General features: G+C 35.5%; 14 protein-coding genes. 5 read left to right on the forward strand and 9 right to left on the reverse strand.

The features are described 5' to 3' along the window. Nucleotides 1-21: 21 nt before the first annotated feature. From AW17_RS05720 to AW17_RS05730, 3 genes are all read left to right on the forward strand, one after another. Nucleotides 22-636, forward strand: coding sequence for a bifunctional nuclease family protein (locus AW17_RS05720; RefSeq protein ID WP_029275168.1), 615 nt, complete (start codon nt 22-24; stop codon nt 634-636). 188 nt (nt 637-824) lie between these two features. Beyond that, complete coding sequence (locus AW17_RS05725) at nt 825-2204, forward strand: nucleoside permease (protein WP_029275169.1); 1380 nt, start codon at nt 825-827, stop codon at nt 2202-2204. A 14-nt stretch (nt 2205-2218) separates the two neighbouring features. Further along, a complete protein-coding gene (locus tag AW17_RS05730; protein ID WP_029275170.1) occupies nt 2219-3340 on the forward strand; it encodes a DUF3667 domain-containing protein in 1122 nt (373 codons plus the stop codon). Nucleotides 3341-3486: 146 nt separating this feature from the next. Here the strand turns inward: AW17_RS05730 and AW17_RS05735 are convergent, their stop codons facing one another. The 8 genes from AW17_RS05735 to AW17_RS05770 form a co-directional block, all read right to left on the reverse strand. After that, on the reverse strand, nt 3487-4776 hold the full coding sequence (locus AW17_RS05735) for a citrate synthase (RefSeq protein WP_029275171.1): 1290 nt from the start codon (nt 4774-4776) through the stop codon (nt 3487-3489). A gap of 133 nt (nt 4777-4909) precedes the next feature. Beyond that, a complete protein-coding gene (locus tag AW17_RS05740) occupies nt 4910-5440 on the reverse strand; it encodes a DUF3347 domain-containing protein (protein WP_029275172.1) in 531 nt (176 codons plus the stop codon). Between the two features lie 95 nt (nt 5441-5535). Continuing rightward, entirely contained in the window at nt 5536-6087 is a 552-nt protein-coding gene (locus AW17_RS05745; protein WP_051691651.1) for a hypothetical protein, read from the reverse strand. Between the two features lie 138 nt (nt 6088-6225). Continuing rightward, nucleotides 6226-6726 (reverse strand): hypothetical protein, encoded by a 501-nt coding sequence (locus AW17_RS05750; protein WP_029275174.1) that lies wholly within the window; start codon nt 6724-6726, stop codon nt 6226-6228. Between the two features lie 117 nt (nt 6727-6843). Continuing rightward, entirely contained in the window at nt 6844-7773 is a 930-nt protein-coding gene (miaA, locus tag AW17_RS05755) for a tRNA (adenosine(37)-N6)-dimethylallyltransferase MiaA (RefSeq protein WP_029275175.1), read from the reverse strand. Continuing rightward, entirely contained in the window at nt 7773-8432 is a 660-nt protein-coding gene (locus AW17_RS05760) for a PDDEXK family nuclease (RefSeq protein ID WP_157280214.1), read from the reverse strand. The genes miaA and AW17_RS05760 overlap by 1 nt, the downstream gene beginning before the upstream one ends. 176 nt (nt 8433-8608) lie before the next feature. Further along, nucleotides 8609-8971, reverse strand: coding sequence for a hypothetical protein (locus tag AW17_RS05765; protein WP_029275177.1), 363 nt, complete (start codon nt 8969-8971; stop codon nt 8609-8611). Between the two features lie 52 nt (nt 8972-9023). Further along, nucleotides 9024-10118 (reverse strand): MBL fold metallo-hydrolase, encoded by a 1095-nt coding sequence (locus AW17_RS05770; protein WP_029275178.1) that lies wholly within the window; start codon nt 10116-10118, stop codon nt 9024-9026. 567 nt (nt 10119-10685) lie between these two features. Between AW17_RS05770 and AW17_RS05775 the strand changes: the two genes are divergently transcribed. After that, entirely contained in the window at nt 10686-11702 is a 1017-nt protein-coding gene (locus tag AW17_RS05775; RefSeq protein WP_029275179.1) for a LacI family DNA-binding transcriptional regulator, read from the forward strand. Nucleotides 11703-11723: 21 nt separating this feature from the next. Here the strand turns inward: AW17_RS05775 and AW17_RS05780 are convergent, their stop codons facing one another. Further along, nucleotides 11724-12659 carry a helix-turn-helix transcriptional regulator gene (locus AW17_RS05780; protein ID WP_029275180.1) on the reverse strand — a complete coding sequence of 312 codons (936 nt, stop codon included), beginning with the start codon at nt 12657-12659 and terminating at the stop codon, nt 11724-11726. Nucleotides 12660-12956: 297 nt separating this feature from the next. Between AW17_RS05780 and AW17_RS05785 the strand changes: the two genes are divergently transcribed. Further along, nucleotides 12957-15020 (forward strand): TonB-dependent receptor plug domain-containing protein, encoded by a 2064-nt coding sequence (locus AW17_RS05785; RefSeq protein ID WP_029275181.1) that lies wholly within the window; start codon nt 12957-12959, stop codon nt 15018-15020. Nucleotides 15021-15038 lie beyond the last annotated feature (18 nt).

Genomic DNA, 15038 nt, shown 5'->3' on the forward strand with positions numbered 1-15038 from the left:
TGCGAGGTTTGGAAAACAAATATGAAAAAAGTTAAATTAGATATTGTAGGTTTATCTTACAGCCAGACTCAATCTGGTGCTTATGCCCTTGTTTTAGGAGAAGTAAATGGACGCCGCCGCTTACCGATTATTATTGGTGCATTTGAAGCACAGGCCATTGCTATAGAAATTGAGAAAATGACTCCTAGTAGGCCATTAACACATGATTTATTTAAATCGATGGCTGATACTTTTCATATCAATATCCAGGAAATTATCATCTACAATCTGGTTGATGGTGTTTTTTACGCAAAGTTGATCTGCAGTGATGGTAAAAACACACATGAAGTTGATGCCAGAACATCTGATGCCATTGCTTTGGCTGTTAGGTTTAATGCCATGATTTATACTTACGAATTTATTTTGGCTTCTGCCGGAATCGTAATAGAAGGGAATGATTTTCTTTTTCTCGAAAATATGGATTCTATTGCAAAAGAACCTGAAGCAGATAGCTTGCCTACCTCAACCCAGCAACAAGGTTTTGGTGATTTAACATTAGAAGAACTTCAGCAAAAGTTACAGGAAGCCATTGCCGAAGAAGCCTATGAAAAGGCCGCAAGATTAAGAGATGAATTGAATAAACGCGGAACATCTTAGTAGTGTTGCTCATAAAAATGTTTATCTGATCAAAATTTGTCTAGATTTTTTCTCAAGTCCTTCCTATAAAAAGCTAAATTCTAAAATGAGCCAAATTGTTTAAAATAATTTAGGTTCATTTTGAATTATCATTCAAAATAGTTCTATATTCAGCTTTTACTTTCAATAATTCAAACTAAACTATTATTATGAACGTTAAGTTTCGCTTAACTATAATGAGTTTCATGCAATTCTTTGTATGGGCTGCCTGGTTAATTACGATTGCAAATTATTGGTTCGGAACCAAACAATGGGACGGTGCAGATTTTGGGGTAATTTTCTCTACAATGGGCATTGCATCGCTATTTATGCCAACCATAACAGGTATTCTTGCAGATAAATGGATCAATGCAGAAAAGTTATATGCTATTTTACATATCCTTTACGCAGCCACCATGTTCTATCTGCCTCAAGTAGAAGATCCGCACACTTTCTTTTGGGTAATATTGGTGTCTATGTGTTTTTATATGCCAACCATTGCATTAAGTAACTCAATTAGCTACACAACGTTAAAAAACGGCAACTTCGATGTTGTAAAAAACTTTCCACCTATCCGCGTTTGGGGAACGGTTGGTTTTATTGCAGCCATGTGGCTTACCAATTTAACCGGGAATAAAGCAAGTGCAAATCAGTTCTACATTGCAGGTATTAGCGCATTAATGCTTGGATTATACTCTTTCACGCTTCCTGCCTGTAAACCTTTAAATCTGATCAGTGAGAAAAAAACATTCGCACAGAAGCTAGGCTTAGAATCATTCAAGCTGTTTGCTGATTACAAAATGGCCTTGTTTTTTATCTTCTCTATGTTTTTAGGGGCTGCATTGCAATTAACCAATGCTTATGGTGATGTTTTCCTGGATGAATTTAAATTATTCCCTGTTTTTGCAGAATCTTTTGTAATCCGCTATTCCACGATCATTTTATCCATCTCTCAAATATCGGAAACACTGTTTATTCTTGCTATTCCATTCTTTTTGAAAAGATTTGGGATTAAATGGGTAATTGCAATTGCCATGTTTGCCTGGGTATTACGTTTCGGGTTATTTGCCTTTGGCGATCCTTCTACCAATTTATGGATGATCATTACCTCTTGTATTGTATACGGCATGGCATTCGATTTCTTTAATATTTCCGGATCACTGTTCGTAGAAACATCAACCACACCAAAAACACGTTCATCTGCTCAAGGTTTATTTATGATGATGACTAACGGTTTTGGAGCTGTGTTTGGAAGTTTAGTGTCAGGTTGGATGATCAATAAATATTTTACTACCTATTATAGCAGTATTGATTCATTATCTAAATACGTAAAGAGCGAAGCAGACAATAAACATCTCCTTCAATTTTTGAAAAATAAAGGAATCAGTGTATTAGAAAATGGAAATTTAAGCAGGGCTTTAGATGTGAAAGACTGGCACAACATCTGGTTATCTTTCACCATTTATGTGCTGGTTATTGCCATAGTTTTTGTAGTCATATTTAAACACAAACATACACGAGCAGAAGTAGAGGCCATTAACCATTTATAATTTCGATTTATCCTATGTCAGCTGGTAAGTATAGAAAAGAACACAACTGCCTAAACTGTGGCGCTCATGTAGAAAAACATTATTGTAGCGATTGCGGTCAGCCAAATTTAGAGTTAAAAGAAAGTTTCTGGGCATTTATTAGTCATAGTATAGCGCATTACTTTCATTTCGACAATAAATTCTTTCAAACCCTCTCTCCTCTTTTAACAAAGCCCGGGCAGGTTACGCTCGATTATTTAGCTGGCAAAAGAGCCAGGTATATTAATCCGGTGAGTATGTATATTTTTGTTTCCATCGTATATTTTTTGGTGGTGTACTCACCAAAACATGGACAAAAAGAAAAACATGATATCGGTATCAGCTTTGAAAAGAAAAAGGATGAAAATGTTACCGATAGTGTAAATAAGGCGCTGAAGCTTCCGGGAGTGCCTAAAGCTATTGCGAATAGAACTGTAAAATCGCTTAATAAAGTAATAAAAACAAAAGACTTTAAGGGGCTTACTTTTGCAGATCAGGAAAAAGAATTAAATAGACTTAGAGCTGAAAACAACAAGCTAAAATCTGATTCCATTGCCGATATGATCGAAGATTTTAGTGATATCCATATCGAAAGGAACGATAGTACCTATGCGGCTTATTTAGGTAGGCAGGAAAAATTGCCTTTAGCTTACCGGGATAATTGGTATGAGCGGATGATCAAAAAAAGGGCAATTAATATCGGTGAAAAATCAGAAGTAATTCAAGAAACTTTAGAACATAACCGACCAAAACAATTCTTTTTGCTGATGCCTTTATTGGCGCTTTTTATTATGTGGAATTTCAGGAAAAACCACATTTACTATTTAGATCACCTGATTTTTACCATCCATGGAATGATGGTTTATTTTATTATCTCCATTTTTACTCAACCCATCATGAAACATGTTTTTGGTGAAGACTCTGTGGTAAGTAATATTATTAAAGTGGGTGTTACGGTATTTTTGTTCTGGTACATGTTTAAGGCCCTTACCATTTTTTATCAGCGCAAAACCTGGAGCACGATATTTAAAATCTTCTGGATTTTGATTCTGTATGCTGTGGCCTTCAAGTTATCGGAAATGGCAATGATCAATTTGATTTATTATGTAGCTACTTAGCGCGCAACGTCATGCTGAACTTGTTTCAGCATCTTTCTTGCAAGAGATAGACCCTGAAATGAATTCAGGGTGACGACTGTTAAGGGAATACCCCGAATAAAAAAAACCACCCGATAGTATCGAGTGGTTTTTTATGCTTAATGAAATTATTTTCTATCCTTAAGCTCAACAAATTCTCTATCTGTTTCACCTACATAAATCTGGCGAGGGCGACCAATCGGCTCTTTATTCTCGTGCATTTCTTTCCATTGTGCAATCCATCCTGGTAAACGGCCTAAAGCAAATAGAACGGTAAACATTTCAGATGGGAAGCCTAATGCGCGGTAAATAATACCTGAATAGAAATCTACATTTGGATATAACTTACGGTCGATGAAGTATTGATCAGTTAAAGCTGCTTCTTCTAACTTTTTGGCAATTTCTAAAATCGGGTCATCAATGCCTAGGTTTTCCAGAATATCATCACAAGCTTTTTTAATGATTTTAGCTCTTGGATCGAAGTTTTTATAAACCCTGTGCCCAAAGCCCATCATACGGAATGGATCGTTTTTGTCTTTCGCTTTTGCAATCCACTTCTCTGTATCACCTCCATCAGCTTTAATCAACTCAAGCATATCGATTACAGCCTGGTTTGCACCACCATGTAGTGGGCCCCAAAGTGCAGCAATACCAGCAGCAATTGAAGCATATAAATTACAATCAGATGAACCTACGATACGAACGGTAGATGCGGAACAGTTTTGCTCGTGATCTGCATGCAGAATAAGCAATTTATTCATCGCATTAACCACGATTGGATTTACATCATAATCTTCTGTACGTTGTCCAAATGTCATCCAAAGGAAATTGGTTACATAATCGTATTTATTTTTTGGATAAATAAGTGGATGACCTAATGATTTTTTATAAACGAAAGAAACAATGGTTGGGAATTTAGCCAAAAGTTTGATAATGGTTAAATCTTGTTCTTCTGCGGTTTGATTTGGTTTTAAGCACTCTGGGTAGAATGTAGACAATGAGAAGATCAGGGAACCTAATTGGCCCATTGGATGAGATCTTGATGGGTAACCATCAAAAAATTTCTTCATATCCTCATGAATGAGTGTATGTTTGCTGATTTCGGCCTGTAATCCTTCTAATTGAGTTTGCGTTGGAAGATCACCATAAATAATCAGATAAATAACCTCTAAAAAACTCGATTTTGCAGCAAGCTCTTCGATCGAATAACCTCTATATTTTAAAATGCCTTTTTCACCATCTAAAAAAGTGATTTTACTCTTTGTAGAACCAGTATTTTTAAAACCAGTATCTAAAGTAACAAAACCTATTAGATCTCTTAATTTTGAAATATCAATGGCCTTTTCATCTTCTGTTCCTGTAATTACTGGCAATTCTACTGTCTTACCATCAACTTTTATCTCTGCAATATCTGACATATTATTGTATTGTGTTTATAGCTTTCTAAATTATATAAAATTAATATACATGCATAACAAATCTGTTAAATTAATATGAATAATTGGTCAAAATGACGTAACAATCATGCTTAATTAAAACAGGTTTAGCACCTTATTTTGCTTTAATCTCCTCGGCAACTCTACCGCATTCTAACATTTCGTTACCGTAATAAGGATTTTTAATTTCCTTTTCGGTTGATAACCAGTCACCTCCGTTTCCTTTATTCGCCATTGGGCAATGCTGAACATAGATTGTGCCTTTTTCTATTTCTGCATTTTTAAGTAAAGCAATTAAATCGGCACTTAAAACGGTGAAATCTTTTCGTTGCGCAACCAGGTTGTTACTTGAAGCAATTTTTTCGGCAATCTCAGCAGTAGGTTCGCAACCTTCGTAGGCAGCTAAACTATTTTTTAATACTGCAGCAGTTTTTTGGGCAGCTGCAGCATCAGATTTTACCAGCGCATTTTTTAAATCTACATACTGCGTAAATATGGCTAGTTTCTTTTCATCTTTTATCGAAACCTCATTTTTAACCGATGCTGAATCTGTTTTTGTTGAATCTTTAGTTTCTGTAGATTTTTTTTCTGCCTGGTTACAGGCCATTAAAGCGGTAAGTATTACTAATCCGAATATTCTTTTCATTGTATTTGGTTTTCGGCTCAAAATAGCAATTAAAATGGTAAATAAATAAAAAAGTCCCGATTTTCATCGGAACTTTAAATTAAATGATGTTCTAATTATAATTTGAAATTATATCCTAATCTCAGGTTAAATTGACCGGTTTTCATGAAATAGAGATCAGAAGCGCTATTGTTTACATAACCTTCGTATTTTATACCCAAATCTAAACCATTTTTCCACTCGTAGCCTAAACCGCCTGTATAAATAAAGTTCATATTAGCACCATCTTTTATGGCCAAACCTGAACCTAACTCGGTACTTAGATACATTCTCTTGATCGGAAACACTCTAACGCCACCTAATAAAGGGATGAATTCGAATTTTAGCGGGCTTCCCTTCCATTTTAATCCGGTATAACCACCTGAAGCAGTAAGGGCCACATAAGGACTTAAATCATATTGAAGTCTTACATCTGCACCATAACCATAATTCATTTCAGACTTGTCTGGAAATAATCCACCGTTTACGCCTACCCCGATTTTAAAAGCCATACCGCTTCCTGGTGTCGTTGGTTCAGTAGAACCCATTGTTTGTGCCTTTAGATTTGACGTGGTTAAAATTGCAGTGGCCGTTAAAGTCGTTGCAAAAAGTTTAGTAACTGTTTTCATTTTAGATATTTTAAGTTATTAATTAAGGGTTTAGTTTATATACGTTAAAATATCTGATGTAGATTTTCATTTTTTTCAGAATGTTATGAAATAAAAAAGCCCCCTAAAAGGAGGCTTTCAATATTATTTGTGATTAGCTTACAGGCTAAATCCGTATGCTAAACGTATACCGACAAAACCAATACTTCCGTTGTTAGAATAACCTTCGTATTTAGCCGCTAAATCTAAACCATTACTCCATGCATAACCAATCGCAGGTGAATAAACAAATGAAGTGCCTGAACCTTTAGTAGTACCGAATCCAGCACCAAGTTCGGCTAAGCCATAAGCACCTGCTCCAGAGTCGTTAAAGAAATATTTCGCACCGGCTTTAACTGGGATAATTCCAAAACTTCCACCTCCGAAAGAGTCTTTTCTAGAAAAATTATTATAACCAGCTGTAACAGGAATAGATAATTGTTTGTCAACATTAAATTGATATCTAATATCTCCACCTATTACTAGGCCATAACCTGTTGTTGTTCCTGCACCTACATTTAATCCTATGCCTAAATTTCGAGATTGCGCGTTAGCATTTGTAGTAAAGAATAAAGCCACGACAGCTGCTGAAGTAGCAATGATTTTAGTAATTGTTTTCATTTTAAGATATTGTTTTTGAGTTAAACTAATATGCTGCAACGAATACAAAGGTTGTGCCAGAATGCCTTTTTTAGTACTATTTAGGCCATAAACCAACATTAAGATGACCAATAAAAGTTAATTTTCGCTAAGTGAAACTTTTTCAATTACCAACTGTTGTAATAGGTTTGTAGGTGCTGATGCATCGAGCCAAATAACCTCAACATTGTCCTTTTCCATTTTCCTGAAAAAGGTGTTTTGCCGTTTTGCATATTGGCAAATGGCGATGCCAAGTTTTAGTTTCAGTTCATCAAATGTGAATAAGCCATCCAGGTAATTAACAATGAATTTATATTCCAACCCATAGAAAACCAACATTTCTTTACTAATACCTTCTTTAAGCAACTGTACTACTTCCTCAATTAAGCCTGCTTCAAATCTTTCGTTCAGTCTCACTAGAATTTTAGCTCTGGTTACTTCTACTTCATTCTTCAATCCAAAAATAATGGGTTTGAGCACTGGTCTATCGACAACTTCTAGCTGATTGTATTGGAGGTAATGGGATATTTCCAGTGCCCTGATCAACCTCTTTTTTGAGGATAAGTCAACATGATCAATATTCAGGCTTTTATCATTTTGCAATTTTGAAATTAATGCTTCTTTTGATAATAAATTTAATTGATCTCTTAATTGTTGATTTACGGGAATTGCGGTAAAAGTTTGGTTTTGCAAAAGGCTATGGATGTACATTCCTGTTCCGCCACAGAGAATGGGAATTTTGTCTTTTCCTGTTATAGATTCAAAGGCCTTGTAGAAGTCGTTTTTAAAGGCATCTACATGATAACGTTCTCCCGGTTCTAAAATATCAATGAGGTGGTGAGGAATTGTATTCTTATTAATCCGATATTCCTGTAAATCCTTCCCGGTACCAATATCCATTCGTTTAAATACCTGACGGCTATCGGCGCTAATAATTTCGCCATTTAACGCATCAGCAACACTTACAGCAAGTTTCGTTTTGCCCGATGCCGTTGCACCCAAAATGATGATGAGATTATGCTGGTCCATTAAAATTTGAGGATAAACTTTAAACTTCCTGTATTAAACACTTCCTGCGCCAAAACCTGATGGCTCTTTTTAAGCTGACGATTTAGATTTTTATCAAGAACATAAGTCTGCGGCTCCAACGTTGCCGTTTGCTTAAAACCCAATTTAATATAGGCTTCTCCTGCTGACCAATCATGATCTGCATAAGTCATCAGGTCATTAGGTTTATACGTTTCAGCGAAAAAAGCAATCAACTTGCTAAGCCCTCCGGTAATAGAATAGCCAGCTTTAACGGCAAACCTGATCAATTCTGCTGATTTATAATTTTCGGTATGGTTCATTTTACGTAGTGCCGAAAAAGTAGCAACCGCTACAAGCGCTTCTTTTTCGAATAAACCAATTTTATAACGGCTGCTTACTGAGCCCTGCAAGTGATTTTCAATTAAAAATGAATCGGCAACAGGTTTAGTAATTTTGAATACTTTGGTTTTTCTACCGTGAATACGGATATTTTTACCCAGCAAAGATTTTATTCTCGCTAAAACCTGATCTGGTCTTGATTGCCACAGATCTTCCCAAAGATGAATGAGTTTAATGCCTTCCTGACGATATTTTTCCTGCAGCCCAATGAGGTGTTGTGGGGTAAATTTATTGTTTAAACTTACCAGATGAATGATCAATTGAGGATCAGTCCGTAATAATCGAAATTCATGTTCTAAAAAAAGAAGGCACCCAATTTTGTTATTAGCAAGTGCTAAGCTTAATTGATGATGCCAGTTAACGTCAGAAGTTAAATTATTCAATCAGTAGAAGGTTTTTAGAAAAATTATCTGCTGCAAATTTAACCATCAGATTGTTAAATCCACTCTTTTTCTTTAAAGTTAGTATGGATAATTTCTACCAGCGTTTCTACTTCTTTTAATTTAGAATCATCAAGTGCTGAAATTTTAAAACCCGCTTTGTTTTTACCAAAATCGCTTAAATTATGATTTGTAGTAGAAAATTCATCTGTATTGATTTTAACTTCTACAGCATTCCCATTAATATAAACACCTGTAAAAAATCGTTCGGTCACTTTTTCACCGTTTAATTCAATGTTTTTTTCACTATAAAGATCATACCCGTTTTCCGAATTTTCGTGTACCGTATATCCGCGGGTGGCATAGGGCTGTATTCCGGCTCTAATGGTCTGGAAAATTTCAACAAGATCAGTTTTCATAATTGTATTTGATTTTAGAATTAAACACCATAGTACAATTATTGTTTAGTTTTTATTCTTTAAGCCACCAGTTTTCAGTCGGTAAATATTCATTTAAAACTATTGTTTCACCCAATTTTGGAGTAACCAAAGGAAGCTGCTTTGCTGCTGCAGCTAAAACCACTCTTTTAATAGGCTCGTTCCAGGGGTGCATGGCTAAGCTAAATTTGCCCCAATGCACAGGCATTAAAACTTTTGCTTTTAAATCGATAGCGGCCTGTACTGTTTCTTCAGGAAACATATGGATGTACGGCCAATAATCATTGTACTGTCCACATTCGAGCAAGGCTAAATCGAAAGGGCCAAACTCTTTACCTATTTTGGCGAAGTGTGCATCATAGCCAGAATCGCCTCCCAAAAATAATTGGTAGTTTTCAGTTTTCAATACAAAGGCCGACCAAAGGGTTTGATTTCTTTTAAATTTTCTTCCGGTAAAATGCCTTGCCGGAACCGCTGTTAACTTCAGGCTACTAAATAATGTTAACGATTCGTTCCAGCACAATTCATTGATCTTATCAGCTTTAATTCCCCATTTTTCTAAGTGTTCTCCTACTCCCAACGAAGTAACTATGGTTTTAACTTGTGGTGCAATTTTTAAAATACTATTGTAATCGAGGTGATCGTAATGATCGTGTGTAATGAGCAGAATATCAACATTCTTAAATTCTTCCGCTTTCACAACATCTGTACCTAAAAAAGCCTTACTCCCAATAAATGAAAATGGAGATGGGGTTTTACTAAAAACTGGATCAACCAGAATTCTTAAACCCTCTACTTTGATGAGGTAAGATGAATGTCCAAACCATATAATTTCAGGAGCAACGCTTTTAGGACTTCCGTTTAAGTTAGGTGTAATAAAATGAAGCGCTTTATTTGGAGCTTTATTGGGATGTTTTTCGAAAAGAAATGCATTTAAAATCTTAAAAAAGCTTACGCCTTCGGGTTGCATTAATGTTATCGACTGATTTTGCAATGCACCATCACGATAGTTATCCAAATGGTGGATTTTTTCCAATCGTAATCCCTTGGGTAAACGGCCAAAAACAGGAAGGTTCGTTATAATGAAGAACGCGGTTAAGATAAAAAGTAAAATGTATACAGCTATCATTTTTTAAAATTAATAAAACCAAAGTAGGAATATGATTTTAAAAAAGAAGCCTGAGTGAGTTATATGACGTATGGATTACTTCTTAAGCGTTTAAATAGCAATGCCTCAACTTATTGAGGTATTGCTGTAAAAGCTTTAAAATAATTAGAATAATGTACTACCTTATTTATAACAAGCGTAAATTTTATACCTTTGAATAAGGGTTAAACATATAGCTTAGATAACTTTTGTGCCTGCTTGCAGGAAAATAACCCAATTTGGCGGGAAGTGGTACGAACACTTCTCGTCTTTTTTGTTTAAATACCCCTCCAAATTAAGGGGCACTATTGTTAATCGTTGGGATGTAATTTATAACTGTATATCAATTTTGTTTTTTAAGGGACTAAAATTGCTTTCTATTTATAATTTTTCTATTATTATTTTCCAGAACGTATGGTCTTTAGCTTTTCCGAAAGTATTGATATTTATATAGCAGAGGAAAGAAATGAGAAAAAAAAACAGCGCAAACGTTTGATTAATTTTGTATTATTACATATTGAAGAAATTTAATGTAGTTTAGCACTCAGAATGCAGTCGAAACCAACAACCATCAAAGAAATAGCCAGAATCTTAAACATTTCTCCATCCAGTGTTTCCAGGGGATTGCACGATCATCCGAGCATTGGAGCGGTAACCAGAGAGAAAATTAAGCAGTTGGCAAAGTCTCTAAACTATGAGCCTAATAATGCGGCAATTCTTTTTCAAAAAGGAAAAACATATACTATTGGCGTAATTTTACCTGAACTATCTGAACACTTTTTCTCTATTGCTATTTCTGCAATTGAAGATGAAGCCATTAAGAAAAACTATACGGTTATTTTTGCGCAGTCGCACGATAATTATGATCAGGAAGTAAAGCTCGTTGAAAAAATGAAAAATCAACGGGTAGATGGTTTATTGGTATCCATCAGTAAAGACACTTCAAAATTTGATCATTTCGAAAAACTCAATTCATTCAATATACCTGTCGTATTTTTTGACCGGATACCTCCTTTTAAAAACGTGCATTATGTGGCGTGTAGCTTAGAAAGTGCAACAATTAAAGCAGTGAACTATCTTTTGAAAAAAGGACATAGAAGTATTGGAATGATTAATGGCCCAAGTACCTTGTACGCAAGCGAGGAACGTAAAGATGGCTATATGCAGGCGATTACTTTTAACCGCTTAAAATTTGATCCATCGTTGGTTGTGAACTGTGATTTAACTGAGGAAGGTACCATCGATGCTGCCAATCAATTTTTGAATCATAAGCGTAAACCTACAGCAATTGTGGCCTTTAACGATTATGTAGCACTTTTCCTGATTAAATATTTCAAAAAACTGAATGTAATTAATGATTTCGACATAGTGAGTTATGCAAATCTGCCTATTATCAGCTACCTGGATAATTCGCCGGTAGCTTCAGTTGAGCAATACCCCTATTTACAAGGACAAAAAGCAGCTAATATTCTGTTAGATCTTATTCATAGCCCTAATTCTGAGAACCAAGCTTACTACAACACCATTGTAGAGTCTGATTTGATTGTAAACGAGGTAAAAGAATAAACAAACGTTTGCGCTAAATTTCTAGCTTTTGTTTAAACTTCCAGGTAAAACATGAAACTGTTTTTTAAAAGCAGTGATAAAATGTTGTGCATTTTTATAACCTACAAGGAAGGCAACTTCATTCACCGTTTTCTTTTCCTTGGATAGAAAATAGTGCGCTTTTTCCATCCTGATTTTATATAAATAGCCAAACACTGTATGTCCGGTAAGTTCTTTAAACCCTCTTTTAAGTTTATAGTCATTAATCCCAGCCTTACGCGAAAGTTCCATTAATGAATTAGGCCTTTGCAGATCATGCTCTACCAATTGTTTGGCCAACAGAATCTTTTCTATATCTTCCTTTTTTAAAACGTGTGTTTGTTTCTCTGGTTTTTGATTAAAATAAGCAATAATCAACTCAAAGATCCTGGCTTCAAGGAACAGACGTTTTACCCTACCCTCGTGTTTAGGATAAATTATCTGCTGCAATATCAACCCGATTTCCGGACTGATCGACTTTTGGGTTCCGGTTTTAAGATCGTTACCAAGTTCTCCTCCTGTTACCTGCTTAAAATAATCTTCTGTGAGCTGTATATAAAGGTATCTGGTTTTCTCTGTGATATTAAATTTGATCGAATTAATGCTGCCTGCATTAAAATCCTGCTCGTTTTTAGCCAATGATAATAAATTATCGTGCTGATGATTAAAATAATAGTTAATCGTACCGCTCAGACAAAATAAAAAGCCAATATGTTGCTGAGAAGATTCAAAGCAAAAATTCTCTTCCTGATTCGGATGGATCTCAATAATGCCAATGTGGATCCCCCTAAACCACATTTCCTTTATTTGGTACTTTACATCGTTCTCATCTAATGTTATAACTGCCTCATCTATGTCGTTTATGCTTTCAAAATTATCAGGATAGGCGTTCTTGTAAATTATATTTCCTTTAGGATAGCTTGAGAGTTTAATTGTCATCTGTATAAAAGTTATTAATTTATTGCTCATTGTTTTCAATGGCATTTTTCACTTGCATTTATTTTCTCAATGGTGTTCAAGAGAACGCTTCGCTTAGTTAATGAGCTTGCAAAAGCTCGTTTTTTTTTAAAAGGTGCTGAAGCGATCATGATATTTCATCCCGTTGTGTGATTTGAAAAATCATGATGGCTCCATATTCACTTAATCCGTTTGGCGGTATTAATTATCCGTTTAGCGTTATCTGTTTTTTCTGATTATCTACAAATTTGCACAATTATTTATAATTAGTCTAAATAAATGAAGATATATTTATCAATTGCTTTATCACTTTGTGGATTTGTTACTGTGGCTCAAGAAATTAAAGTTGATACTACAAAGGCAAATGATTTAAAAGATGTGGTGGTTACAGGGCAATACGGGCCGCAAACTTTAAGAAATTCGGTATACAATGTCAGGACCATCACTGCCGAGCAGATAAAACTTAGAGCTGCCACCAATGTGCAACAGATTTTAAATACAGAGTTGGGTTTCCGTTTTAGCAACGATTTAACTTTAGGTACAACAGATGTTTCTTTAATGGGAATGACTGGCCGGAATATTAAAATTTTATTGGATGGTGTACCGATGGTAGACCGATCTGATGCCCGCGAAAGTTTAAACCAAATCGACATTAACACCATTGAAAGGATAGAAATTGTTGAAGGCCCGATGTCTGTGGTGTATGGTACTGATGCTTTGGCTGGTGTAATTAATATTATAACCAAAACCGCCGGGAAATCGCTTTTGAATTTATCGGCAAGGGTACAGGAAGAAACGGCCGGAAATGAATATGAATTTTTATCAGAAAAGGGAAACCATATCCAAAATATCAGTGCCAACTGGAAGAATAAGGGTTGGAGTGTACTTGCGGGTTTTACCCATAATGATTTTGGAGGATGGAACTTAGCCAGTAAAACAGCCACTATAGCTGAAGTTAATACTGTTCCTAACCGTTGGAAACCTAAAGAACAGTTTTTGGGTAATGCAAAAATGGGCTATCGCAATAATAATTTTAGTATCTGGTACCGTTTTGATGGATTAAAGGAAGATATTTTTGTACGCAACGGACTAAATCCAAACAATTATAAGGGAATATTACAAACTTATACAACACACAGGCATACCCAACAGCTTCAATCGGAGTATAAATTTAGCAGTAAATTACAACTATCTGCTATCGCAGGCTTTACAAAACTTGATCGGGCCACGAGAACGGTTATTCATGATTTTAGCAATAATACAGAAGAACTTTCACCAGGTTTAGGTGAGCAGGATGTGGCTAAATTTAATTCTACCATATTCAGAGCTACAGCAATTTACACCTTAAACAAATCTGTTTCTTTCCAACCGGGTGTTGAGTATAATAGAGACGCAGCAAGTGGGCAAAGAATTAGCGGATCGCCTGTAATAAACGATTATGCCGCCTTTATTTCTGCTGAAATCAGATTTGCAGAGGGCATAAACATTAGACCGGGATTAAGATTCATCAAAAATTCGGTTTATGATGCCCCTCCTGTTATCCCTTCTTTAAATACTAAATTTGCTTTGACTAAAAATTTGGATCTTCGTTTGGCTTACGCCAGAGGTTTCCGCTCTCCGGCGCTTAGAGAATTGTATTATGATTTTGTAGATGCCAGTCACACCATATTAGGTAATCCCAATTTAAAGGCAGAACAATCGAACAGTTTTAATGGTTCCTTTGCTTGGGCGGGTTTGCAAGAAAGGGATTTTCAATTTCGCTCTGTCCTATCAGGTTTTTACAATTTGTTTAAAAATCGTATCGAATTTGGTTTTTCTCCTACAAACACATCGATCACTACACCAATCAATGTATCAAAATACAAAACAACTGGTGGAACTTTAGAAAATACGTTGATCTTTAAAAATCTTCAGGCTACGCTTGGGCTATCGTATATCGGACGATATAACGATCTGCCGGAAGACAATGATATAGAGGCTCCGGAATTTGCCTGGGCCACAGAGGTAAACTCGAACATTACCTATACTTTCCCGAAGATAAACGGGGGCATTAGCCTATTTTATAAATACACAGGCAGTTTACCTAGTTATCAGCTTGCCACAAACAATATTGCAACATTGGTAAAGATTGGCGATTTCCATACGGCTGATTTAATGCTGAACAAAAATCTATTTAAATCTTTAACCATTAATACAGGCATTAAAAACCTATTTAATGTTACGCAGCTCGCCAATAGTTCAGCTAATAGCGGTGGTGCGCATAGCACAGGTGGAGCTGCAGTGCCTTATAGTTATGGTCGCTCTTATGTATTAGGACTAAGTTATAACTGGTATAAACTTTAATAAAAAACAATATAATCA

The sequence above is a fragment of the Pedobacter borealis DSM 19626 genome (assembly GCF_000708285.2).
In the GTDB taxonomy this organism is placed as follows: Bacteria; Bacteroidota; Bacteroidia; order Sphingobacteriales; family Sphingobacteriaceae; genus Pedobacter; species Pedobacter borealis.